Genomic DNA, 22,623 nt, shown 5'->3' with positions numbered 1-22,623 from the left:
GCGCCGGGGAGCCGTCACCAGGTCCGGCCGGACTCGCTCACGAGCCGTGAGCCGAGGACCATGTGGTACGCGTCGAGCTGACCGCCGTGCTCGTCCGGCCGGCTCCGCTCCACGCAGAGCAGCTCGCCGGTGCCGGGGTGGAAGACCAGCACGGCGCGGCCCGGGTCCGAGTCGTCCGGCTCCACGCTGATCGCCATGCCGGCCCGGCCGAGCCGATCGGTGACGCCGCCGCGCCACAGCCACCGCGGCCCCGTGTCCGCCAGCGCGCGCAGGAAGCGGGCGCGGCCGGCGCAATCGGTGCCGCGCCGCGCGATCGCGATCGCGGTCTCGATCGTCTCCCGCCGGCCCGCCCCGGTCAGCCCGGCGATCAGCTCGTCGGTGGTCCGCACGTCGGAACCGGTGGTGTTCTCGCTCTGCGGGGCGGGTGACGGAACCTCGTTCGCGTGCCAGCGGTCGCGGGCCGCCGCGCTCACGTACTCGAGGCGGAGCGCGGACGCGCGCTCGGCCTGCTCACCGGGCGCCCACCAGACCCACCGGTCATAGGCGACGCCGGCATCCGGCGCCCCGGCGGGTGCGTCGGGCCCCGGCCACGGCCCGGCATCCGTGCCGGCGGTCCGCGACGGCGTGCCCGCCGGGCTTGCGCCGCCGGGAGGGCTGTTCGGCGGGACGGCGGTGGCGCCGGACGCGGGCGGCGTGACGTGCGGGGTCGCGGGAACGCCGGACGGCGTGCCCGGCGGGCCCGGCCAGGATCGGGCGCCGTCCGGGCTTGCCGGCGTGCCGGGCCGGGACGGCGAACCCGGCCCGGCCGGCACAGCGCCGGGCGCCGCGAACCTGCCGCGTTCCCAGAACCGCTCGTGGCTGGCCAGATAGCCTCCCGTGCCGGCCTCGGCGGTGGACGGGGTGAGCCGACCGGCCAGCTCGCGCAGCCGATCCGCCGCGGGCGGCGCGCCCTCGGTGATCTCGAATGCGATCGGCGACAGCACGTCGTCCCAGTACGGGGCCGATCCGGCCGGGGCGGCGGACTCCGGCGCGGCCCCGCCCGGGAACGCCCGCGCCAGGACCGTGCTGCCGAGCGCGACGCCCGAGACGCCCGCCGCGGCGCCGATGAGGACGGCGCGGCGCGGCACGCGGGCCTCGCCGGCGGGGCGTCCGGCCACGGCGGGCGCGATGGACGCGGTGCCGGAGCGAACGGTCAGGACCGCATCGGGGGTACGGTCCGCGCGCGCGATCAGCGCACGCGCCGGCACCGGTGGCGGTACCGGGCCCGGCGCGCGGGCCGGATCGGCGGGACCGAGCAGGTCACGGGCCCATTGCGTGGACCGCATCATCGTCTTCCTCCCCTGTCGTCGACGGCCGCGCCCAGCGGGGCCGGCCGGGTGGTGCCGTTTCCGAGCCCGTTCACGCCGGCCCGTGCGGCCCGCGGCTCCGGCGCCCGCCACGACTCCGGCATGTCTGCGCCGGGCCAGCCGGATATCGCGGTCCGGCCGGACACTGCGGTCCGGCCGGGCGGTGCCGGTCTGTCCGGTGTCGGAGGGCGGCGTGGTGGGTGTTGGAGGGCGGAGGTGAGGCGGCGACGAGCGCGGTGGAGGCGGACGCCGGCGGCGGTGCGGGAGCAGCCGAGGACGTGCGCGGCCTCGGAGACGCTCAGCTCCTCCCAGCCGACGAGGCGGAGGATCTCCTGGTCGGGTTCGGGGAGCGTGGCGAGGGCGGCGCGCAGGTCGAGGGCGGTGGCCGGCTCGTCGCTGACCGGGGTCTCCGGCACGTCGGCGAGCGGCACCGGCAGGTGGGTGTCGGCGCGGCGGCGGTTGGCGAGCACGCGGCGGGCGACGCCGTAGAGCCAGGGCAGCGGCGTGGCGGGCACCTCGGTGCGCCGCCGCCAGGTGATCACGAACACGTCCTGGGCCAGCTCGGACGCGGCCTCCGTGTCCGGCAGGCGGCGCACGCCGTACCGGAGAATATGGTGGTAGAAGTCGGTATAAAGGGCGCTGAACCAGGCCTCGTCCCGGTCGTCGGGGTCGGGTGGTCCCATGCGATGGCCTCCGGGCGGCGTGGCGAACAGGGTCTCACCTGTCTATGTGTCCCGGGGCGGCGTGCCTGTTACCGGCTATGCTCACCGGCCGTGAAGAACGACTCCGCGCTCGCGACCACCCACTCCCCCCTGCCGGGGCTCGGCGGCAACGGGCACGGTGCCCGGCTGACGTTCTACTGGGGGCCGATGGACTGCGGGAAGTCGACGCTGGCGCTGCAGATGCACCACAACCACAGCCGGCAGGGGCGGCGCGGACTGGTGGTGACGCGCAACGACCGGTCGCTCGGGCCGAAGGTCACCACGCGGATCGGGCTCGCCCAGGACGCGATCGAGGTCACCGACGACCTGAACCTGTGGGACCTGGCGTACGGCAAGGTCGACTACCTGATCTGCGACGAGGCGTGCTTCTACACGGTCGAGCACATCGAGCAGCTGGCCGACCTGGTCGACCGCGCCGGCGTCGACGTCTTCGCGTTCGGGCTGGCCAGCGACTTCCGGTCGCGGCTGTTCCCGGCGTCGCAGCGGCTGTTCGAGCTGGCCGACGAGGTGCACCGGCTGCAGGTGGAGGTGCTGTGCTGGTGCGGGCGGCGCGGGCACCTCAACGCGCGGATCGTGGACGGGCAGATCGCGCGCGCCGGTGAGCAGGTGGTGATCGGCGACACCGCGGCCGCGGCGGACGTGCGCTACCAGGTGCTCTGCCGCCGTCACCACCGCACCGGCACGCTGAACTGACCTCGTCCGTACCCGGGCGCGCTTATGATCTTGCGATGCCACGACCCCGGGTGATGCTGATCGGCCTCGGCGGCACGATCGCGATGTCCGCCGACGCCGGTGCGGTCGTGCCCGCGCTGGGCGCGGCGCAACTCGTCGCGGCCGTGCCGGGGCTGGCCGGCGCTGGCGTGGACGTGGAGGTGCTGGACTTCCGGCAGACCGCGAGCGCGTCGCTGAGCTTCGACGACCTGCTCGGGCTGGCGGCCGTGCTGGACGCGCTGGACGGCGTGGACGGAATCGTGGTCACCCAGGGCACGGACAGCATGGAGGAGACCGCCTACCTGCTGGACCTCGCCTACCGCGGGGACACGCCGGTGGTGATGACCGGCGCGATGCGGGCGGCGAGCGCGGCCGGCGCGGACGGGCCGGCGAACCTCCTCGCGGCGGTACGGGTGGCGGTGAGCCCGCAGGCGCGCGGGCGCGGCGTGCTGGTGGTGATGGCGGACGAGATCCACGCGGCGGTACGGGTGCGGAAGACGCACACCACCGGCGTGGCCGCGTTCCGGTCGCCGGGCGGCGGCGTGCTCGGGCAGGTGACCGAGGGGCGGGTGCGGTTCGTCAACGCGGCGGCGCGCGGCCCGGGCGTACCGTTGCCGGCCCTCGACCCGCGGCGGCCACGGGTGCGGGTGGCGCTGCTGACCATGGCGCTCGGCGACGACGGCACGCTGGCCGAGACGCTGCTCCGGGACGACGCGTGGCACGGCGCGGTGATCGCCGGCTTCGGCGGCGGGCACGTGCCGGCCGGGGTGGTGCCGGTGCTGCGCCGCCTGGCCGCGCGGATGCCGGTGGTGCTCGCGTCCCGGACCGGCGAGGGCGACGTGCTGACCTCCTCCTACGGCTATCCGGGCGGCGAGGTGGACCTGCTCGGGGCCGGGCTCATCCCGGCCGGGCCGCTCGACCCGCTGAAGGCGCGCGTGCTGCTCCACCTGCTGCTGTCCGCCGGCGTCCCGGCCACCCACCTCCCGTCCGCGTTCACCGCCACCGCCGACCCCTCCACCGCCGCGTCGCCCCCTCTGCGCGTCGATCTAGGGCGGCTTCCCGCGAATCGATCTCCAATCACGTGAATCCGGCCTAGATCGACGCGCAGAGAGGGCGACGCGCAGAGAGGGCGACGCGCAGAGAGGGCGACGCGCACAGGAGGGCGATGCGGCGGTCGGGGAGCGCAGAGAGGGCCGGAAAGCGAACGCCGGGGGCGTCGCTGTGATGCGCGACTCGGGTGGAAGGCTCAGCCGCACCGTGGCGGTGCCGATGTGGCGGGCGTGCCGGACGGCACGCCGTTACTCCGAGCGCGGGGCGGCTGAGCCCGATCTCCCGCCTCGCGCCCGGTTCACGGTGGTCAGGCGTAGACGTCCCACAGCGTGCCGGCGAAGAGGCGGCCGAACGCGGCGAGCGCGGCGGCCCGGCGCGGGCCGGTGACGCGCACGGTGGCGAGCTGTTCCAGGAACGCGGCCCGGCCGATGGCGATCTCCCCCTCGTCGATCGGCTCGCCGCCCGGGACGGTCTCGATCCGGGCGTGCAGCGTGGTGGTGTCCGGCCACAGGTCGGGGCCGGGGCCGTCGTGCACGTCCTTGCGGCCGACCAGGCACAGGTCGGAGAACGGCAGCCGGTAGCGCATGTGCCGGACCGTGCCGCCCTCGTCCGGGAACAGCCGGAACGTGCCGTCGGTGATCTCGTGCCGGCCGAGCAGCGGATGGTCGATCCGGCCGGTCACGCGCGCCTCGTGGTCCGGGTCCGCGACGAACCGGAACACGTCGTCGATCTCCACGGTGAGCCGGAGCGTGCAGAAGCCGGTCATCTCCTCGGTGAACGACAGCCGGGTGGGCGGCGCGAACACGAATCGCGGGCGGCGCAGCGGCGTGCTGAGCGCGCGGTCGCAGAGCCGGTCGGCGAGCGCGGCGATGGTCAGCGCCGGGTTGGTGCCGACCGGGCCGGGCAGCGCGGCGCCGTCCGCCACGTACAGGCCGGGCAGTCCGAAGACCTCGCCGTACGGGTCGGTCACGCCGCGCTCCGGGCAGTCGGCCATGGGCGCGCCGCCGAGCGGGTGCACCGTGATCACCTGCCGCATGGCGCCGAGCGGGTTGGTCTCGAAGTCGCCGCCGAGCGCGGTGGCGATCTCCCGCATGGTGGCCTGCACGTCCTCGAAGTAGCGCGCGGACGTGTCCGTGCTCCAGTCCGCGGCGAGCCGGCCGCGGCGCAGGCCGAGCCGGCCGTCCGGCACGTCCCGGCCCATGCCGAGCAGCGGCAGCGACGTCTCGGACAGCTCGCCGCCGCCGAGCATCGCGCCCAGTTCGGCGGCGATCGCGGTGCGGCCGGCGCCGGTGAGCCGGTTCTGCGCGCGGGACAGCGCGAACATCAGCGCGCGCCGGGTCAGCCCGTACCACTGGGTCGCCTCGACCAGCCACTCCAGGAACGCGGGGTAGCCGGCGTCCTCCACGTAGTGTCCGCGTCCCGTGCCGCCGTCGGCCTCGTCCGGTACGCGCACCGCGCTGGTGATCACGGGTCCGTAGGAGCCGCGCAGCGGGCGCGGCCGTCCGTCCTCGGTGGCCGCGCGCAGGATGAAGCCGAGCAGGTCACCGTTGCCGCTGAACCGGGTGCCGAGCGCGGGGCCGAGCCCGGGCAGCCGGTCGCGGTTGCGCAGCAGCAGCCAGGACGTGCCGAGCGTGCCGGCCGCGAGCACCAGCCGGTCGCAGGTGATCACGTGTACCGGCAGCCGCGTCGAGGGCGAGTCGTCGTGGATGACGTACCGGACCTCGTAGCCGCCCTGCTCACGCGCCGCGATCGTGCGCACCTCGTGGCGTACCCGCAGGTCCGCACCCTGATGCCGGGCCGCGGACAGGTAGGTGTGGTCCAGCGAGTTCTTCGCGCCGTCGTTGCAGCCGATGTCGCACTCGCCGCACAGCCGGCAGGTCAGCCGCGGTACGCCGTGCAGGTTGCCGTACGCCGGCGGGTCCACGACCCGCCCGGGCGCCGGGTGCGCGCCGGGCCCGGCCGCGAAGCTCACGGCCAATGGCGGCAGCCGCAGGTCCAGCCCGCGCCGCGCGGCCGCCTCCGCCATGCCCAGCGTCTTAGGCGTGCGGTCGTAGGGCGCCGTGCCGAACGGGTACGGCGTCACGCCGATCATGCGTTCCACCCGGTCGTAGTGCGGGTCGAGGTCCGCGCGGGTGACCGGCCAGTCCTCGGTGCCGCCGCCCGGCAGCGGCGCGTTCCGCACGAACCAGCGCTCGTCCTTGCGCAGCAGCACGTTCGCGTAGATCAGCGATCCGCCGCCGAGCCCGCTGGACACGATCGCGTCGATGCCGGTGAACGACCAGACGTCGAACAGGCCGTGCAGGCCCTCGCTCGGATCCCACAGATTGCGTGCCATCCCGGCCGGCGTACGCGGGAAGTCACCCGGCGCGTACGCCTTGCCTCGCTCCATCACCACCACGCCCAGGCCCGCTTCCGCGAACCGGTACGCCGCGACGGATCCCCCGAAACCGGACCCGACCACCACGACGTCGGCATGTTCGACTGAACCCGGCATCACGCCTCCCCCGAAATGCGTGCCGATTGACGAACTCGCATTCATCGTTGCATGCCGCGGCTATCGTGCGTGTCAGATATACGGGGGGATACATCATGGAGCGTCTCGTGCCATTCCGTGCCGACGACGGCACACCACTTCGGCTGACCAACATCCGCGGCGACGGCGCCCCGGTGCTGCTGGTGCACGGCGCGGGCGTGCGCTCCGCCATCTTCCACCGGCTCGGCCGCGCGCTCGCCGGCGCCGGCCGGGACGTGTGGCTGCTCGACTGGCGCGGCAGCATCGACCTGCCGGCCCGCTCATGGACGCTGGACGAGGTCGCGCTCTTCGACCACCCCGCGGCGGTCCGCACGGTGCTGGCCGAGACCGGCGCGGACCGGCTCTCCGCGGTCGTGCACTGCCAGGGCTCGGTGACGTTCATGATGGCGCTCTGCGCGGGCCTGCTCCCGCGGGTGGACACCGTGGTCAGCAACGCGGTGTCGCTGCACCCGGTGGTGCCGGCCTGGTCCCGGGTGAAGCTGCGCGCCGGCACGCCGGTGGTGTCCCGGCTGCTGACCCACCTGGACCCGTCCTGGGGGCTGGTGCCGCCGCGCGCGCTCACGCCGCGGGTGCTGACCGCGCTGGTCCGGGCGTTCCACCACGAGTGCGACAACCTGGTGTGCAAGCTGGTCAGCTTCACGTACGGCAGCGGCCGGCCGGCGCTGTGGCGGCACGAGAACCTGACGCCGGAGACGCACGACTCGTTCATCCCGCACGAGTTCGGGCCGGTGCCGATGACCTTCTTCCGGCAGATGGCCGCGTGCGTGCGCGCCGGGCGCCTGGTGTCGGAGCTGCCCGGCCTGCCGCGCGACCACACGGCGCGCGGGCCGGCCACGGACGCCCGGATCGTGCTGCTCGCGGGCGCCCACAACCTGTGCTTCCTGCCGGAGAGCCAGCGCCGCACGTTCTCCTGGCTGGAGCGGCACGCGCCGGGGCGGCACGCGCTGCACGTCCTGCCCGACTACGGGCACCTGGACGTGCTGCTGGGGCGCCACGCGGACCGCGACGTGTTCCCGCTGATCCTGGACGAGCTGCGGGTGCGGGACGACGTCAGGGGCGGGGCCTGATGCCGTCCAGGGCCATCGTGAGGACGCGGTCGCGCTGGGCGTTCTCGACGAAGTTGGCGCCGCTGACGCCGTTGATCAGGAACAGGACGTCCTCGAAGGTGACGTCCGTGCGGGCCTGACCGGAGTCCTGCGCGCGCCGCAGCAGCGGGCGGCCCGCGGCGTGGATGAGGTCGCGGCCGGTGACGAACATGGCCTCGCGGTGGGCGATCGCGTCGTAGACGGCGCGCTTCGTGGCCGCGTACCCGACGAAGTGGCGCAGCCAGGTCTCCAGCGCGTCCCACGGATCGCGGTCGGTGAGGTCGGCCGCGAGCCGGGCCATCGCCTCGACGTCGTCCAGGTACACCGTCTCGAAGAGATGCTGGCGGGTCGGGAAGTTGCGGTAGAGCGTGGCGATGTTGACGCCGGCGCGGCGCGCGATGCCCTCCAGCGAGGCGCCGGAACCGTCGGCGGCGAAGGCCTCGCGCGCGGCGGCGAGCAGCGCGTCGAAGTTGCGGCGGGCGTCGGCGCGGTGCGGGCGGCTCACCACGTACCGCGAGTCGGGTTCGGCCACGTGCCCTCCTGCCGGCGCGGCACCCCGGCGGTCAGGCGCAGGGCTGCCTTCACTTTAACGGAGGCGATCGCGGTCGCCGACCGCCACCCGCCGGGTCACGACGGCGGGTGCGGTTGGAACTGGAACTGCACGCGCACCGAGCCGTCCATCGGCACCACCAGCGTCGAGTTGCTCGGCGACCACACCTCCGGCACCAGGAACAGCCGTTCCCGGCCGACGACGAGCAGCCGCAGGCGCCGGTAGCGGTACCGGAACGTCTGGTTCTCCTCGGCCGGGAGCGCGGACTCCTGCACGGTCGGGTCGCGCAGGTGCAGGCGCTCCTTGGTGTCCAGGATGACCCGGGGCAGGTCGTTGAGGTGGCGCGCCTGATTCATGGCCAGGCCGCGGCCGGACCACTGGGCGACCGTGGCGGTGCCCCAGAACACGCTCGCGGCCACCAGCACGTAGATCAGCACCCGCGCCGCGCGCCGGGCGATGTGCGCCGGCGCCGCGCCGCGCAGGTGTCCGAGGTACCCGGTGAGCCCGCCGCCGACCGCCAGCAGCAGCGGCGTGACCAGCGGATAGTAGGCCCAGCGGCCGGCCAGCGGGTAACCGGCGAGCAGCAGCGCGCCGGCGGCCAGCAGCGTCAGCCCGGCGGCGCGCGCGATCGTCATCGTGCGGCCGGTGGCGGTGGTGACGCGGTCCCGGATCGCGGCGTGCCCGGCCAGCAGGCCGGCGCCGAGCAGGGTCAGCACGATCAGCGGTACGAGCAGCGGCTGCGGGCTGCGCATCACGTAGTCCTGGGTGCCCAGCCCGACCGCGTCCACGTCCACGCCGAAGTACTCGTACTGGGAGCGGGACGAGACGTACCCGAAGTAGAACAGCACGGCGGTCAGCACGCTGACCGGCGCGATCACGCTGCCCCAGGTGCCGATCCACTCCGGCAGCCGGCTGCGCCCGTCCTCCCCCGGCACGCCGTCAACCCGCGGCGTCCGGCGTCGGCACTTCCTCCGGCGCGGTCTCCTCGACCGGCGGCGTCTCCTCGATCGGCGGCGTCTCCTCGATCGGCGGCGTCTCCTCGCCGGTGGGCGGCTCGACCGGCACCGCCGGATCGATCTCGATCGACGACGGCCGCAGGCTCGCCCGGAACGCGGCACATCGCTCCGCCGACGCGGAACACTGTGTCCGGCCGTAGATGGTGAGCCGGCCCGTGGACGGCCCCGGGCGGACGGCCTGTTGACACTGGTCGCTGCCGCTGTCGAAGGTGAAGCCCTGGCACGGCGTGCCGCAGTCCCCGCCCACCGGGGTGGCGCCGGTGACGTCGACGCTGACGACCTCCCACGCGACGCCCTCGCCCACCTCGGAATCGTCCTCGCCGAGCCATGCCACGCTCTGGCAGACGGTGCCGTCGTCCAGGACCTGCTCGCCGGCATCGCCGACCGGCCCGCCGACATAGTTGAGGTTCGGATTATTGCCGCCGCCGGGCGCGGCCGGCTCGGGCCCGGTCCCCTCCGGTGCCGGTGCCGTCGCCATCGTCGGCTCCACCGAGGGGTAGGCGCTGGGCTCCGTCCAGGTGGCGGACGGTGACTCCTCGTCCGAACCGCAGGCGGTGATCAGCGTGGTCAGCAAGAGGAACAGGCAGAGTCGGGTTCTCATGGGATCGCCTCCGACATGTCGAGGCATCGATTACACCCAGTACAAACCTGCGCCCAGCTGCCCGTCCTCCTTCTGACGTGAATCGGTCATTCACGATGATCAGGACAATATTCCCCGGCGGAAACGTTGCGTTCAGCGGTGGATCGGGGTGTCCAGGTCGGTGAGGCGGTGGCCGGAACCGCCCCAGGTGGTGGAGATGATCTCGGCGGCGATGGAGACGGCGGTCTCCTCGGGGGTGCGGGCGCCGAGGTCGAGGCCGATCGGCGAGGAGAGGCGGGCGAGCTCGTCCGCACCGACGCCGGCCTCGCGGAGGCGGGTGAGGCGGTCGGCGTGGGTGGTGCGGCTGCCCATCGCGCCGATGTAGCGGGCCGGGGAGCGCAGCGCGCGGGTCAGCAGCGGCACGTCGAACTTGGGGTCGTGGGTCAGGACGCAGAGGACGGTCCGGGCGTCGATCGCGGTGCCGGCCAGGTAGTCGTGCGGCCATCGAACCACGACCTCGTCCGCGTCCGGGAAGCGGCGCGGGGTGGCGAAGACCGGCCGGGCGTCGCAGACCGTGACGTGGTAGCCGAGGAACTTCCCGATCCGCGCCACCGCGGCGGCGAAGTCGATCGCACCGAAGACGATCATGCGCGGCGGTGGCGTGAACGACTGCACGAACACCCGCCGCGCCTCGGCGCCGAGCGCGACGACGCCGGTGGACCCGGCGGCGAGCATGCCCGCGGCCTGGTCCGCCACCACCCGGTCGAAACCCTCATGACCATCATCAGCGGGTACGTAAAGGCGCCGTCCCAAGCCGTCGCCGGGCTCCAGCGGGGACGCGATCGCGATCGGGCGCCCCTGCCGTACCGCGGAGAGGGCCTCGTCGGACAGGCCGGTGTCCGGCTGCACCAGCACCTCGATGGTGCCCCCGCAGGTGAGGCCGACCGCGAACGCGTCACCGTCGGCCACGCCGTACGTTTCGGTGACCGCCACGCCGGTCTCCAGCACGGACCGGGCCAGCTCGTAGACCGCGCCCTCCACGCAGCCGCCGGAGACGCTGCCGATCACCTCGCCGGTCTCCGAGACGGCCATCGCGGCGCCCGGCGACCGGGGTGCGGACCGCCACGTCCGCACCACGGTCGCGATCGCGAACCGGACGCCGTCGGCCCGCCACGCGGCCAGCCCGTCGGCGATGTCACGCATCGTGGCTCACAGCAGCTTGTCCAGCGTGATCGGCAGGTCGCGCACCCGGGTGCCGGTCGCGTTGAACACCGCGTTCGCAATCGCGGCCGCGACGCCGCTGGTGCCGAGTTCGCCGAGGCCGCGCGCGCCGAGCGGTGAGTGCGGGTCCGGGATGCCGGTCCAGATCACCTCGATGTCGGGCACGTCCAGGTGCGCCGGGATGTGGTAGTCGGCCAGCGACGGGTTCATGATCCGGCCGGTGCGCTCGTCGAACAGCGTCTCCTCGGTCAGCGCCACGCCCAACCCCATGATCATGCCGCCGCGCAGCTGACTCGCCGCGGTCTTCGGGTTGAGCACGGTGCCGCAGTCGAACGAGCCGAGCAGCCGGTTCACCCGCACCTCGCCGGTGATCTCGCTGACCCGCACCTCGCAGAAGATCGCCGAGGAGCTGTGCATCGTGTACTTGAGGAATTCCAGCGGCGGCGCGCCGGTCGCGGTCACGGTCACCTCGTCGCGCCCCGCCCGGGCCAGGATCGCGGTGTACGGGTCGTGCCGGTCGCCGGGCGCGGTGACGCCGCCGCCGGTCAGCGTGACCGCGTCCGCGCGCAGTCCGGCGACCGGGCTGTCCGGGCCGGCGAGTTTCAGCAGCTCGTCGCGGAGCTTGCCGGCCGCGGACATGACCGCCGCCATGATCGAAGCGGTCTGCGAGGAGCCGCCGGCCATCGGGCTCGCGGGCAGCGCGGAGTCGCCGAGCGTGAACGTGATCCGGTCCAGCGGCAGGCCGAGCCGGTCCGCGGCGTGCTGGGCCTGCACCGTGGTCGTACCCATGCCCATGTCCTGCGCGGAGCAGGAGATCTCGACCGTGCCGTCGCGGCGCAGCGTGAGGCGGACGTTCGCGCCGGGCATCCGCGCGTACGGGAAGCCGCCGGAGGCGCAGCCCATGCCGATCAGCCACTCGCCGTCGCGCCGCTCACCGGGCTTCGCGGTCCGCCGGTCCCAGCCGAACCGCGCGGCGCCGTCGACGAACGCCTGGTGCAGCGCGTGCTGCGAGAACGGCGCGCCGGAGATCGGATGCCGGTCCGGCAGGTTGCGCAGGCGCAGCTCGACCGGGTCCGCGTCCATCGCGTCCGCGAGCTCGTCGATCGCGCTCTCCACCGCGAACGTGCCGATCGTCTCGCCCGGCGTCCGCATGAACGTGTTCGGCACGATGTCCAGGTCCAGGTGCCGCTGGAGAAGCTCGAAACTGTCCGCCCGGTACGCCGTGCGCGTACCCATGGTGAACTGCTCCGGGCAGGCGCCGTAGGCCGGCATCACGGTGTACCCGGTGTGGATCAGCGCGGTGAACCGGCCGTCCGCGTCCGCGCCGACCGCCACCCGCTGCTCGGACGGGCTCCGGCCGCCGATGATCCGGTAGACGCCCTCCCGGGACAGCCGCAGCCGCACCGGCCGCCCGGCGACCCGGGCCGCCGCGACCGCGATGATCTGGTGGTCCCACAGCCCCTTGCCGCCGAACCCGCCGCCGATGAACGGCGACACCACCCGTACCTGCTCGTCCTTCAGGCCGAAGACGGTAGCGAGCCCGCGTGCCTCCCGGGCGATCAGTTGCGTGGTGTCGTGGACCAGCAGCGAATCGCCGTCCCAGGCCGCGGTCACGCCGTGCAGCTCGATCGCGTTGTGGTTGTGGCGCGGCGTCCGGTAGACCTGATCCACGCGGTGGACCGCACCGCTCAATCGCCGCTCGGCGCCGCCGATCGACACGTGGTTGCGCTCGATCAGGATCGACGCCGGGGTACGCGCGTCCGCCTTCGCCTCCTCGAACCGGGTGGCGGCCGGCCGTGCGGCGTAGTCGATCTCGATCAGCGTCGCCGCGTGGTCCGCCTGCTCCTGCGTCTCCGCGAGCACGGCCGCGACCACCTGCCCGTTGTACCGCACCTCGGGGTCCTGCATGATCGGCAGCCCGCTGTTGCCGGGCGCGAACAGGTTGGCGCCGCCGGGCATCGGGACGATGCCGAGCCGGGGCATGTTCCGGTGGGTCAGCACCAGCACCACGCCGGGCGACGCCTCCGCGGCCCGGGTGTCGAGGCGGGTGATCCGGCCGCGGGTGATCGTGCTGTACACCAGCGCGGCGCAGACCTGACCGTCCATCACGGTCTCGGTCACGAACGGCGCGCGGCCGGTCACCTTGAGCGGGCCGTCCAGGCGCGAGGTGGCCCGGCCGACCTCGTTCCGCCGTTCGATCAGCGGGTCCGGCACGCCGCCGCCCGGCAGCAGCCGGTCCGGCATCCAGCCCATCACCCGCCGCGCCGACCCGATCATGACATTCCGCACCCGGCTCATGCCGGACCTCCTCGAAGATCGGCCAGCAGGGCGGACACCGTTCGGCGTACCAGTTCGAGCTTGAAGGTGTTGCCGGGCAGCGGCGTCGCGTGGGCCAGCTCCGCCGAGACGGCGGTGGCGATCGCCTCGTCCGTGGGCCGGGCGCCGCGCAGCGCCTCCTCGGCGTGGCCGGCCCGCCACGGCCGCGGCGCGACGCCGCCGAGCGCGATCCGCACGTCGTGCACGACCCCGTCCCGCACGTCCAGCGCCGCCGCCACCGAGACCAGCGCGAACGCGTAGCTGGCCCGGTCCCGGACCTTGCGGTACGCCGAGGTCGCGGCGACCGTGGACGGCGGCAGCTCGATCGACACGATCACCTCGTCCGGCGTGAGCGCGGTCTCCAGGTCCGGCCGGTCGCCGGGCAGCCGGTAGAACTCACCGATCGGGATCGTCCGGTCGCCGCCGGCCCCGCTGACCGTGATCCGGGCGTCCAGCGCGGCCAGTGCCACGCACATGTCGGACGGGTGCGCCGCCACGCAGGAGGCCGAGGCGCCGAAAATCGAGTGGTAGCGGTTGAAGCCGCCGATCGCGTCGCAGCCGCTGCCCGGCTCGCGCTTGTTACAGCGGGAGCCGGCCGCGTCCGCGAAGTACGCGCAGCGGGTGCGCTGCATCAGGTTCCCGCCGGCCGTGGCCATGTTGCGGATCTGCGCGGACGCGCCGGCCAGGATCGCCCGGGACAGCATCGGATAGTCGCGCCGGACCAGCGGGTGCGCCGCGATCGCGCTGTTCCGCGCGGCCGCGCCGATCGTCAGCCCGCCCCCGGGCAGCGGCGAGATCGTGTCCGGCAGCAGCCCGGTCACGTCCAGCAGCCCGGACGGCGTCTCCACGCCCTTGCGCATCAGGTCGACCAGGTTGGTGCCGCCGCCCAGCAGCCGCCAGCCGTCCGTGCCGGCCGTCGCGACCGCGTCCGCGACCGACGAGGCCCGGCGATACGTGATCGGGTTCATGCCTCGCGCTCCCCCGCCACCTGCATGATCGCGTCCACGATGCCGTGGTGCGCCCCGCACCGGCACAGGTTGCCGCTCATCCGCTCGCGCACCTCGTCGCGGGACAGCGCCACGCGCTCCGCACCCAGGTCCGCGGTCACGTAGCTGGGCGCGCCGGCCCGGACCTCGTCCAGCATGGCCGCGGCCGCGCAGATCTGGCCGGGCGTGCAGTACCCGCACTGGAGACCGTCCCGCTCGACGAACGCGGCCTGGAGCGGGTGCAGGTCGCCGGCCGTGCCGAGGCCCTCGATCGTGGTGACCGACCGGCCGTCCGCCTGCACGGCCAGCGTCAGGCAGGAGAGCACCCGGTCGCCGTCGATCAGCACCGTGCACGCGCCGCACGCGCCCTGGTTGCAGCCGACCTTCGTGCCGGTCAGGTGCAGCCGGTCGCGCAGCAGGTCGAGCAGGGAGACGCGCGGATCATCCGGCGGCGGGACCTGCGTACCGTTGACTGTCATCGTCATTTCTTCACGCTATGAACGCCGTGGCGTACTGTGAATGTCTGTGAATCCGCTTTTTCTTCGCGCGCGTCCGGGCGACCCGCTCTCCGAGGTGTTCGACCTGGTCGAGGTGAACGGCGTGGTGTCCGGCGGCGCCGCGGCCAGCGGCCCGTGGACGTCGCCGCGGATGGTGATGGAGCGGCCGGAGCTCAAGTTCATGGCGCTGGTCCGCGGCCGGGTGCGGCTGACCGCCGACAGCCTCGGCGCCCCGATCGAGCTGGAGGCCGGTGACGTCGCCGTGCTCAACCACCGATCCTGGGCGCAGCTGGAGAGTGTGGCCGGCGAGGAGCGCACTCGCAGGGTGCTGGACGACCTCGACCTCGACGACGACCTCCTCGCGCTGATGGGGTCCGCCGCGGACGCGGACGACATCGTGGTGGGCGGCCACGTCGACCTGAACGCGGCCGGCCACGCGCTGGTCATCCCGGCGCTGCCGCCGGTCGCGCACATAAGGGCCGCGGCACCTCCGGCGCTCGGCGTGCGGCGCGTCCTGGACCGGCTGTTCGAGGAGCTGGTGGCGGAGCGCGCCGGGTCCACGTTCGCGATCCGGCAGTACGGCCAGTTGCTCGTGCTGGAGCTGCTGCGCGCCTACCTTCACCAGTCCGAACTGCCGCCCGGCTGGCTGCGCGTCTCCGTCGACGAGCAGCTGCGCCCGACGCTGGAGCTGATGCACGCGGAGCCGGCCCGCCGCCCCAGCCTGGACGAGCTGGCCCGCGCCGCGTCGATGTCGCGCACCACGTTCGCCGAGCGGTTCCGCGCGGTCGCCGGCATGCCACCGGTCGCGTACATGAGCCGCTGGCGGATGCTGCACGCGCAGCGCGCGCTGCGTGACAGCGACATCGGCGTCGGCGCGCTGGCGTCCCACCTCGGGTACGCGTCGGAGAGCGCCTTCAGCACCGCGTTCAAGCGCGAGGTCGGCGAGTCACCGCTGCGCTTCCGGCAGCGCGTGCGGCACCGGCGGGAGGATGTTGTTAGATCTTCCCATGGCGATCCAACCGCTGCGCCCGGGCGATCCGCACACCCTGGGTAGGTACACGCTGCTGGGGCTGCTCGGCGAGGGCGGCATGGGTGCGGTCTACCAGGCCAGGAACCCGCACGGCCGGCTGGTCGCGGTCAAGGTCGTCAGGCCGGAACTCGCGGCGGTGGACGAGTTCCGGGCCCGGTTCCGCAGCGAGGTCAACCGCGCCCGGCAGGTGCCGCCGTTCAGCACGGCGGCGGTGCTGGACGCGGACCCCGAGCACCGGACGCCGTACCTGGTGGTCGAGTACGTCGACGGGCCGGACCTGGCGCAGGTGGTCCGTGAGCGGGGGCCGCTGAGCGGCGGCGCGCTGCACGGGCTGGCGGTGGGCGTGGCGACCGCCCTGGTGGCGATCCACGGCGCGGGAGTCGTGCACCGCGATCTCAAGCCGCGCAACGTGCTGTTCGCACTGGGCGCGCCGAAGGTGATCGACTTCGGGATCGCGCGGGCGGTGGAGGCGACCAGCGAGCACACCCGGACCGGCCAGATGGTCGGCACGGTCGCGTACATGGCGCCGGAACGGCTGGACGGGCCGGTGGAGCGGGTCGGGCCGGCGGTCGACGTGTTCGCCTGGGGCGCGGTGGTGGCGTACGCGGCGAACGGCCGGTCCCCGTTCGCCGGCGAGTCGACGACCGCGACCGCGGTGCGGATTCTGACCGGGCAGCCCGACCTGGGCGGGCTCGCGGAGCCGCTGCGGTCGATCGTGGCGCGGGCGCTGGCCAAGGACCCGGCGGAGCGGCCCACGGCGCCGGAACTGCTGGAGATGCTGCTGGCGGACGGGACGCCGCCGCCGCGCCCGCGTGCTCCCGGTGCGGCGGTCACCGGCGGCCCGGCCAGGTCGCGCCCGTCCCGGCGTACCCCCGTCATGATCGCCGCCGGCGTGGTGGCGGTGCTGTCCGTCGCGGCGGCGGTCGTGTTCGCCAACGGGCGGGACCGGTCCGGCCTCGCCGCCGGTCCGCCGTCCGCCGCCCCGTCCGCCACCGCCCGCGCGCTGGTCCTGGCCGATCCGCTCACCGCGCCCGGGCGGTGGCGGGAGCAGTCCGCGGAGGGCGTGAGCTGCTGGTTCGACGGCGGGCTGGTGATCGAGGGCATGACCGCGATCGACTGTCCCGGACCGGCGGACGTCGTCGCGGGCGACCAGAGCATCGCGTTCACGCTGCGCGACCGCACCGGCGACGCGTGCGCGGACGTGCGGTTCCGGGTGGCCGCGCCGGGCCGGTTCTACCTCCTCGAGGTCTGCGCCACCACGGTCGACCTCATGCACTACGACGGCCAGGGCCAGGCCGTCATCGGCAACGTCACCCGCATGTGGCCGGAAGGCGGCACCAGCCGCTTCACGATCGAGGTGACCGGTGACCGGGCCACGGTCGCCGCCGACGGCCGTCACCTGATGACCGCCACGGTGGACGACCCGGCGCTGTCCAGCGGCGCGATCAGCCTCGGCTTCCGTACCTTCGACGACGACGTGCCGTCCCGCGTCGTCTTCGCCGACCTGGAGGTCCGGGCCGGCTGATCCGTCCCGCTCAGGGCTCCGGCAGGAACGCGGCGGCGAGCTCCGCGTCGACGGTCCAGCCGAGCGCGCGGTAGAGCGCGCGGCCCTCGTCCGTGGCGGCCAGCACGCCGTACCGCACGCCGCGCCGCGCCGCCCGGTCGCCGAGCGTCCGGATGACCGCGGCGCCGAGCCCGCGGCGCCGGTGTTCCGGCACGGTCTCCACCTGGTCGACGACGCCGAACCCGCCGGCCAGTGCGATCCGCCCGGACGCCGCCACCTCGCCCGCGCGGTCGCGGACCGTGGCGGTGAGCACGCCGGCCTCCGCGGTGCCGGCCTCCATCCGGTACGGCGAGGGCACCCGGGCCGCGCCGGTGGTCAGCGGCGCGCTCATCAGATAGTTGCTCTCGAACATCCGCCAGTGCGGCGGCAGCGCCTCCCGCAGCGCGTCCCGGCTGCCGTCAACCTTGATCCAGGCCCCCGGCGTGGTCACCCGAAAGCCGAGTTCCCGCAGGTACGGCCGGTCCCAGGTGTGCAGCACGTAGCGGACGCGGTGCCCGGGCCGATCGACGTCGACCCGGAAGCCCCCGGGGACGTGCACCAGGGCCGGCACGCCACGGGAGCGCGCCCATCCCCGCCCCCACGCCATCACCAACTCGTCCCGGCCGCCACTCACTGTGGACATCCGATGATCATGCAACACCGCCCTCGGCGGCCGCCTCCCGCCCCCGGCGGTCGCGCCGTCATAGTCGCCGGTAAATACGCCACCCACCGACCGCCCAATCTCTACGCTGGACGGTGAATGGCTCGCCCGAGCCGTTCACCACGGGGAGGTAAGGTACATGCGGAGACGATTCGCGGTCAGATCGGTCGCGGCCTCGGCCGCCGCGGTGCTGATGTCGGTGTTCTTCGTCGCGCCCGCCCAGGCGGCGTTCTACCGGCAGTGGCGCAACGGCAACAGCACCCAGTGCATGGGGACGAACAACGGTTACACGACCAACGGCACCGTCGTCATCCAATGGGGCTGCAACAACAATCCGGACCAGAAGTGGCTGGACGTCCCGCTGGACGACGGCGAATGGTACCGCATTCAGAACCTGGCGGATCCCACGAAGTGCCTCGGCGTCATGAACGGATCCACCACTCCCGGCGCCCAGATCATCATCTGGGACTGCAACGGCAACTGGGACCAGCAGTGGACCCTCGTCGCGTTCAACGGCCAGTACGTGTTCTACAACCGTGCGTCGTACAGGATCATCGGTATCGCCGGTGCCAGCCGGACCCCCGGCGGCGGGGCCGTGCTGTGGGACTGGCAGAACAACCCCGACCAGCGCTGGTACTGAGTCGGCTTCGCCGGTGGCTCCACGACCCATGGAGCCACCGGCCCCGCACGGTGTGCGGCGGGCTACTCCACGAGCGTCGCGAGGGCGATGATGACGGAGATGATGGCGAGGATCGCGCCGAGGTCGATGGCGGCGATGGCGGCCAGCTTGCCGAGGGCGGAGAGCGGGCTGCGGCTGACGCGCAGGTTGGCGATGATGGCCGGTACCGCGAAGACGGCGCCGAAGAGCACGCCGCCGAGCGGGATGAAGAGGATCGGCAGCAGCGCGAGCGCCTTCAGGTAGCCGGGCAGCGGCGGGCCGGTGCGGTAGGTCGCGTCCACCGTGAGGATGCTCGGGAACGGCTCGGCCAGCCCGGTCTTGAGCTTGACCAGAACCGGGGCGCCGGCGGCGCCGGGCAGCAGGAAGTCGCTGCCGCGGAGCCGCTGGGCGGGCATCCCGTTGACGGTGATGGCCGGGCGGCCCAGGGCCGGCAGCGTGACGGAGACCCAGCCGGCAACGCCCGGAATCATGATCGGATTGGTGTGCACGGGCAGCGACTCTAGGGCGCGCACGCGTTGCACCGCAGAGATTCCGGGAAGATGACGCGATGACAGCCGACTGGTGGGAACTGCGGCACGCGTACGGCCGGGCGACGGACACGCCGGCGCACCTGCGCGCGCTGGAGTCCGACGACGCCGAGGCCCACGCGGCGGCGCTGGACCACCTCGACGTCGCGGTGCTGCATCAGGGCTTCCCGGACAGCGCGACCGCACCGGCGGTCCGGGCCGTGACCGAGTTGCTCGCCGCCGGGCGGGCCCACCCGGACACCGTGGAGGGACTGCTGGAGTTCCTCGGCGACGCGGCCCGCAGCGCGGCGGACGTGACCGGGAGCGACTACTTCGCCGTCCTCCTGCCGGAGCTGCGGGAGACGGTGGCCGCGGCCTATCCGGTGGCGCTCGCGCTGCTCGACGCTGTCCCGCCGGACCGTACCGTCGTGCGCGCCAGCCAGCTGGTGGAGATGGCCCGGATCGCGAACCCGGCGGACGGCCACGAGCACCTCATGACCCTCCTCCGCGACCTTGCCACGCGCGACCCCGGACCGCGGGAGCGATGGGTCCACTGCCTCGCCCGGCTCGGCGCGGACCTGCGCGCGCTGTTCAGCGATCCGGACCCGGCGGTACGGCTGCGCGCCGCGCTGACCCACGCGGCGGAGCCGCACGGCCGCGAGCTGATCCGCGCCGCGCTGGCCGCACCGCTCCCGGCGGGCGTGTATCGCGGCGAGTTGGTCAGGGCCGCGATCCGCAACGCGCCGGACATCGACAGCATCGCCACCGAGGCCGCGGATTTCATCGGGCGTGACGACTGGACCGGCTTCGACGACGGCTGGGGCGCCCTGGTGAGCTTCGCCTTTCCCGAGCGGAGCGAGCCGCTGACCGGCACGCGGCGCCGGATCCTGTGGGCGCTGGCCGGCAACGACGACCAGGAGATCTGGAATCCCGGCAACGGTAGCTGCCGCCTCGTCTTCACGCGCGCCGGTCTGCCGCACGACCGGGGTGCCTGCCGGCGGCTCGCGGACGACGTGGATCGGTGACCGGGCCGCCCGCGGGCGGGAAATGTACCGGTCCGGCTTCTCGCCCCACTGGAACAGGAAATGATCAGGGGGTCGCGGGTAGCGGCGGGAGGGCGGTGGGGCGCCGTGGTGGGGCTCAGTGCGGTGGAGGCGGAGGCGCGGCGGCGCCGGGGGGAGGCGAATACGGCGGTACGGGGTGGGTCGCGCGGATATGGCGAGATCCTGCGGACGAACGTCTTCTCGTTCTTCAACCTTGTGCTGTTCGTGATCGGGGCGACGCTGCTGGCGCTGGGGCGGTACAGCGACGCCCTGATCAGCGTGGGGCTGGGGCTGATCAACGCGGTGATCAGCACGGTGCAGGAGGTCCGGGCCAAGCGCAAGCTCGACCAGCTGCAGCTGCTGGAACGCGCGGCGGTCGTGGTGGTCCGGGACGGGGTGGAGACGGCGCTCGGGCCGGAGCGGGTGGTGCGCGGGGACGTGCTGCGGGTGCGGGCCGGCGACCAGATCGTGGTGGACGGGCCGCTGCTGGACGGCGGACGGGTGGAGGCGGACGAGTCGCTGCTGACCGGGGAGTCGGATCCGGTGGTGAAGCGGCTGGGGGACGATCTGCTGTCGGGAAGCCTCTGCGTGGGCGGCGAGGGGCTCCAGCTGGCGCGGGACGTGGGGGCGCGCAGTTACGCCGGGCGGCTGACGGCGCAGGCGCGGCGGACGACCACGGACAAGACGCCGTTGCAGCGGCGGATCGAGTTCCTGGTCCGGCTGGTCATGGTGCTGACCACGCTGATGAGCGGCGCGATCCTGGCGCAGGCGGCGCTGGAGGGGTTCACGCTGCTGCGCGTCGTGCAGATCACCGCGGTGCTGTCCGGGCTGATCCCGTACGGGCTGTTCTTCCTGATCGCGCTCGCCTACACGGCGGGGGCGGTCCGGATCGCCCGGCGTGGGGCGCTGGTGCAGCAGGTCAACGCGGTCGAGTCGGTCAGCAACGTGGACGTCGTCTGCACGGACAAGACCGGCACGCTGACCACCGGCAAGCTGAGCCTGGACGAGGTGGTGCCGCTGGGTGGGCACGACCGGGAGAGCGCGGCGGCGGCGCTGGGCGGGTTCGCGCGCGCGGTCGGCACGCCGAACCTGACCTCGGCGGCGCTGGCGGCGGCGCTGCCGGGCGAGGCGTGGACGGTCCGTGACGAGGTGCCGTTCTCGTCGTCGCTGCGCTGGTCGGGGCTGCGCACGGACGACGGGACCTGGGTGCTGGGCGCGCCGGACGCGCTGCTGCCGGAGGTGCCGGAGGAGGTCTCCGCCCGTACCGGCGAGGGGTTGCGGGTGTTGGTGTTCGCGCGGGCGATCGGGGACGGGTTGCGCGACGCGGACGGCCGGCCGGCGCTTCCGGCGCTGGAACCGGTCGCGCTGGTCGCGCTCGCCGACGAGCTGCGGGCGGACGTGGTGCCGACCGTGGCCCGGTTCCGCGCGGACGGCGTGCGGCTGATGGTGCTCTCCGGCGACGACCCGCGCACGGTCGCGGCGATCGCGGCCCGGGCCGGGCTGGACGCGGGCGAGCCGGTGCGGGGCGCGGACCTGGACGGGCTGGACGACGCGGCGCTGGACGCGGTCGTCGCGCGGACGAGCGTGTTCGGGCGGGTGGCGCCGGAGCACAAGGAGCGGATCGTGCGGTCGCTGCGGCGGCGGGGCCGGTACGTCGCGATGATCGGCGACGGCGTGAACGACGCCCGCGCGCTGAAGCAGGCGCAGGTCGGCGTGGCGATGCGCAGCGGCAGCGCGGTCACCCGGGACGTGGCGGACATCGTGCTGACCGGCGACTCGTTCGCGGTGCTGCCGCCCACCCAGGAGGAGGGGCGCCGGATCATCGGCGGGATCGGCATCTCGCTGTACGTGTTCCTGGCCCGGGTCGCCAGTCAGGGGCTGGTCATCCTCGCGGTCACCATGCTGGGGCTCGGGTTCCCGTACACGCCCACGCAGGTGGGGCTGACGCTGTTCACCGTCGGCATCCCGACCGCGTTCCTCACGTTCTGGGCGGCGCCGGCCCGGCCGGACCCGCACCTGCTGTCCAACCTGGCCCGGTTCGTGCTGCCGGCCGCGATCGTCACGGCCGGGTTCGGCACCGCGATCTACACCGCGCTGTACCAGGGCATCACGCGCGGGTTCAGCTCCGGGCGCACGCCGGCCGAGGTGATCGACGAGTTCGAGAGCTACACCGGCCTGGAGTACGGCACGGACACCGACTTCACCGAGGCGGCCGCCACGATCGGCGCGCAGACCGGGCTGTCCACGTTCTTCTGCTACGCCTCCTTCCTGCTCATCCTGTTCCTGGCGCCGCCCGGCCGGTTCTTCGCGGCCTGGACCCGGCCGACCGGCGACCGCCGGCCCGCGGTGCTGGTGGTGGCGCTGCTGATCGCGTTCAGCGCGGTGCTGCTGGTACCGGCGCTGTGGTCGTATTTCGGGTTGACCGGCCCGGCCGGGCCGGTCTTCGAGGTGGTGCTGCTGGCGCTGGTGCCGTGGTTCGCCGCGCTCAGCCTCGCCTACCGATACCGGGTGCTGGAACGCCTGCTCGGCCTGCCGGCCGGCCACTGAG

General features: G+C 73.9%; 20 protein-coding genes. 8 read left to right on the top strand and 12 right to left on the bottom strand.

Translation table 11 applies throughout. From position 1 onward, the window contains the following. Positions 1-14: 14 nt before the first annotated feature. Positions 15-1,325: a hypothetical protein gene (locus J2S41_RS12850; RefSeq protein WP_310367160.1), complete on the bottom strand. Its 1,311-nt coding sequence runs from the start codon at positions 1,323-1,325 to the stop codon at positions 15-17. Continuing rightward, positions 1,325-2,029, bottom strand: a complete 705-nt coding sequence (locus J2S41_RS12845) for an RNA polymerase sigma factor (protein WP_310367157.1) — start codon at positions 2,027-2,029, stop codon at positions 1,325-1,327. The genes J2S41_RS12850 and J2S41_RS12845 overlap by 1 nt, the downstream gene beginning before the upstream one ends. Before the next feature lie 90 nt (positions 2,030-2,119). Here J2S41_RS12845 and J2S41_RS12840 point away from each other — a divergent pair, with 90 nt between their 5' ends. Both J2S41_RS12840 and J2S41_RS12835 read left to right on the top strand, forming a co-directional pair. After that, on the top strand, positions 2,120-2,761 hold the full coding sequence (locus tag J2S41_RS12840; protein WP_374728127.1) for a thymidine kinase: 642 nt from the start codon (positions 2,120-2,122) through the stop codon (positions 2,759-2,761). Between the two features lie 35 nt (positions 2,762-2,796). After that, the gene (locus tag J2S41_RS12835) at positions 2,797-3,864 is read left to right on the top strand and encodes an asparaginase (RefSeq protein ID WP_310367153.1); all 1,068 of its coding nucleotides are present in this window, start codon (positions 2,797-2,799) and stop codon (positions 3,862-3,864) included. A 272-nt stretch (positions 3,865-4,136) separates the two neighbouring features. Here the strand turns inward: J2S41_RS12835 and J2S41_RS12830 are convergent, their stop codons facing one another. Further along, the gene (locus tag J2S41_RS12830; RefSeq protein ID WP_310367151.1) at positions 4,137-6,323 is read right to left on the bottom strand and encodes a GMC oxidoreductase; all 2,187 of its coding nucleotides are present in this window, start codon (positions 6,321-6,323) and stop codon (positions 4,137-4,139) included. Positions 6,324-6,430: 107 nt separating this feature from the next. On the opposite strand from J2S41_RS12830, the gene J2S41_RS12825 reads away from it, so the two are divergent. Further along, the gene (locus J2S41_RS12825) at positions 6,431-7,429 is read left to right on the top strand and encodes an alpha/beta fold hydrolase (RefSeq protein WP_310367149.1); all 999 of its coding nucleotides are present in this window, start codon (positions 6,431-6,433) and stop codon (positions 7,427-7,429) included. On the opposite strand, the gene J2S41_RS12820 is transcribed toward J2S41_RS12825, so the two are convergent. From J2S41_RS12820 to J2S41_RS12790, 7 genes are all read right to left on the bottom strand, one after another. After that, entirely contained in the window at positions 7,413-7,979 is a 567-nt protein-coding gene (locus J2S41_RS12820) for a TetR/AcrR family transcriptional regulator (RefSeq protein WP_310367148.1), read from the bottom strand. The genes J2S41_RS12825 and J2S41_RS12820 overlap by 17 nt on opposite strands. 95 nt (positions 7,980-8,074) lie before the next feature. Further along, on the bottom strand, positions 8,075-8,932 hold the full coding sequence (locus J2S41_RS12815) for a hypothetical protein (protein WP_310367145.1): 858 nt from the start codon (positions 8,930-8,932) through the stop codon (positions 8,075-8,077). A gap of 4 nt (positions 8,933-8,936) precedes the next feature. Continuing rightward, a complete protein-coding gene (locus J2S41_RS12810; protein WP_310367142.1) occupies positions 8,937-9,614 on the bottom strand; it encodes a hypothetical protein in 678 nt (225 codons plus the stop codon). Positions 9,615-9,746: 132 nt separating this feature from the next. Then, positions 9,747-10,796, bottom strand: coding sequence for an XdhC family protein (locus tag J2S41_RS12805; protein ID WP_310367141.1), 1,050 nt, complete (start codon positions 10,794-10,796; stop codon positions 9,747-9,749). A 6-nt stretch (positions 10,797-10,802) separates the two neighbouring features. After that, positions 10,803-13,112: a xanthine dehydrogenase family protein molybdopterin-binding subunit gene (locus tag J2S41_RS12800; protein ID WP_310367139.1), complete on the bottom strand. Its 2,310-nt coding sequence runs from the start codon at positions 13,110-13,112 to the stop codon at positions 10,803-10,805. Beyond that, positions 13,109-14,098, bottom strand: coding sequence for an FAD binding domain-containing protein (locus J2S41_RS12795; RefSeq protein ID WP_310367136.1), 990 nt, complete (start codon positions 14,096-14,098; stop codon positions 13,109-13,111). Before J2S41_RS12795 ends, J2S41_RS12800 begins: the two co-directional genes overlap by 4 nt. After that, a complete protein-coding gene (locus J2S41_RS12790) occupies positions 14,095-14,601 on the bottom strand; it encodes a 2Fe-2S iron-sulfur cluster-binding protein (protein ID WP_310367134.1) in 507 nt (168 codons plus the stop codon). Before J2S41_RS12790 ends, J2S41_RS12795 begins: the two co-directional genes overlap by 4 nt. Before the next feature lie 34 nt (positions 14,602-14,635). Between J2S41_RS12790 and J2S41_RS12785 the strand changes: the two genes are divergently transcribed. Continuing rightward, positions 14,636-15,667 (top strand): AraC family transcriptional regulator, encoded by a 1,032-nt coding sequence (locus J2S41_RS12785; RefSeq protein ID WP_310367131.1) that lies wholly within the window; start codon positions 14,636-14,638, stop codon positions 15,665-15,667. Continuing rightward, the gene (locus J2S41_RS12780; protein WP_310367128.1) at positions 15,621-17,168 is read left to right on the top strand and encodes a serine/threonine-protein kinase; all 1,548 of its coding nucleotides are present in this window, start codon (positions 15,621-15,623) and stop codon (positions 17,166-17,168) included. Before J2S41_RS12785 ends, J2S41_RS12780 begins: the two co-directional genes overlap by 47 nt. Positions 17,169-17,178: 10 nt before the next feature. On the opposite strand, the gene J2S41_RS12775 is transcribed toward J2S41_RS12780, so the two are convergent. Beyond that, positions 17,179-17,829: a GNAT family N-acetyltransferase gene (locus J2S41_RS12775; protein WP_310367125.1), complete on the bottom strand. Its 651-nt coding sequence runs from the start codon at positions 17,827-17,829 to the stop codon at positions 17,179-17,181. Between the two features lie 157 nt (positions 17,830-17,986). On the opposite strand from J2S41_RS12775, the gene J2S41_RS12770 reads away from it, so the two are divergent. Then, positions 17,987-18,487 carry an RICIN domain-containing protein gene (locus J2S41_RS12770; protein WP_310367123.1) on the top strand — a complete coding sequence of 167 codons (501 nt, stop codon included), beginning with the start codon at positions 17,987-17,989 and terminating at the stop codon, positions 18,485-18,487. 62 nt (positions 18,488-18,549) lie between these two features. Here the strand turns inward: J2S41_RS12770 and J2S41_RS12765 are convergent, their stop codons facing one another. Beyond that, complete coding sequence (locus J2S41_RS12765) at positions 18,550-19,014, bottom strand: hypothetical protein (protein ID WP_310367121.1); 465 nt, start codon at positions 19,012-19,014, stop codon at positions 18,550-18,552. A gap of 59 nt (positions 19,015-19,073) precedes the next feature. On the opposite strand from J2S41_RS12765, the gene J2S41_RS12760 reads away from it, so the two are divergent. Beyond that, positions 19,074-20,057 carry a hypothetical protein gene (locus J2S41_RS12760; RefSeq protein ID WP_310367119.1) on the top strand — a complete coding sequence of 328 codons (984 nt, stop codon included), beginning with the start codon at positions 19,074-19,076 and terminating at the stop codon, positions 20,055-20,057. A 105-nt stretch (positions 20,058-20,162) separates the two neighbouring features. Beyond that, positions 20,163-22,622 carry an HAD-IC family P-type ATPase gene (locus J2S41_RS12755; RefSeq protein WP_310367116.1) on the top strand — a complete coding sequence of 820 codons (2,460 nt, stop codon included), beginning with the start codon at positions 20,163-20,165 and terminating at the stop codon, positions 22,620-22,622. Position 22,623 lies beyond the last annotated feature (1 nt).

Source organism: Catenuloplanes atrovinosus, assembly GCF_031458235.1.
GTDB lineage: Bacteria > Actinomycetota > Actinomycetes > Mycobacteriales > Micromonosporaceae > Catenuloplanes > Catenuloplanes atrovinosus.
This window is presented reverse-complemented; position numbering and strand designations above follow the sequence as displayed.

Excerpts from the sequence above, each read along its gene's own strand:
- J2S41_RS12810 (WP_310367142.1), bottom strand. The coding sequence starts at position 9,614 with ATGAGAACCCGACTCTGCCTGTTCCTCTTGCTGACCACGCTGATCACC.
- J2S41_RS12790 (WP_310367134.1), bottom strand. The coding sequence starts at position 14,601 with ATGACGATGACAGTCAACGGTACGCAGGTCCCGCCGCCGGATGATCCG.
- J2S41_RS12775 (WP_310367125.1), bottom strand. The coding sequence starts at position 17,829 with ATGTCCACAGTGAGTGGCGGCCGGGACGAGTTGGTGATGGCGTGGGGG.
- J2S41_RS12830 (WP_310367151.1), bottom strand. The coding sequence starts at position 6,323 with ATGCCGGGTTCAGTCGAACATGCCGACGTCGTGGTGGTCGGGTCCGGT.
- J2S41_RS12805 (WP_310367141.1), bottom strand. The coding sequence starts at position 10,796 with ATGCGTGACATCGCCGACGGGCTGGCCGCGTGGCGGGCCGACGGCGTC.
- J2S41_RS12795 (WP_310367136.1), bottom strand. The coding sequence starts at position 14,098 with ATGAACCCGATCACGTATCGCCGGGCCTCGTCGGTCGCGGACGCGGTC.
- J2S41_RS12780 (WP_310367128.1), top strand. The coding sequence starts at position 15,621 with ATGGCGATCCAACCGCTGCGCCCGGGCGATCCGCACACCCTGGGTAGG.
- J2S41_RS12850 (WP_310367160.1), bottom strand. The coding sequence starts at position 1,325 with ATGCGGTCCACGCAATGGGCCCGTGACCTGCTCGGTCCCGCCGATCCG.
- J2S41_RS12760 (WP_310367119.1), top strand. The coding sequence starts at position 19,074 with ATGACAGCCGACTGGTGGGAACTGCGGCACGCGTACGGCCGGGCGACG.
- J2S41_RS12845 (WP_310367157.1), bottom strand. The coding sequence starts at position 2,029 with ATGGGACCACCCGACCCCGACGACCGGGACGAGGCCTGGTTCAGCGCC.
- J2S41_RS12770 (WP_310367123.1), top strand. The coding sequence starts at position 17,987 with ATGCGGAGACGATTCGCGGTCAGATCGGTCGCGGCCTCGGCCGCCGCG.
- J2S41_RS12800 (WP_310367139.1), bottom strand. The coding sequence starts at position 13,112 with ATGAGCCGGGTGCGGAATGTCATGATCGGGTCGGCGCGGCGGGTGATG.
- J2S41_RS12835 (WP_310367153.1), top strand. The coding sequence starts at position 2,797 with ATGCCACGACCCCGGGTGATGCTGATCGGCCTCGGCGGCACGATCGCG.
- J2S41_RS12785 (WP_310367131.1), top strand. The coding sequence starts at position 14,636 with ATGTCTGTGAATCCGCTTTTTCTTCGCGCGCGTCCGGGCGACCCGCTC.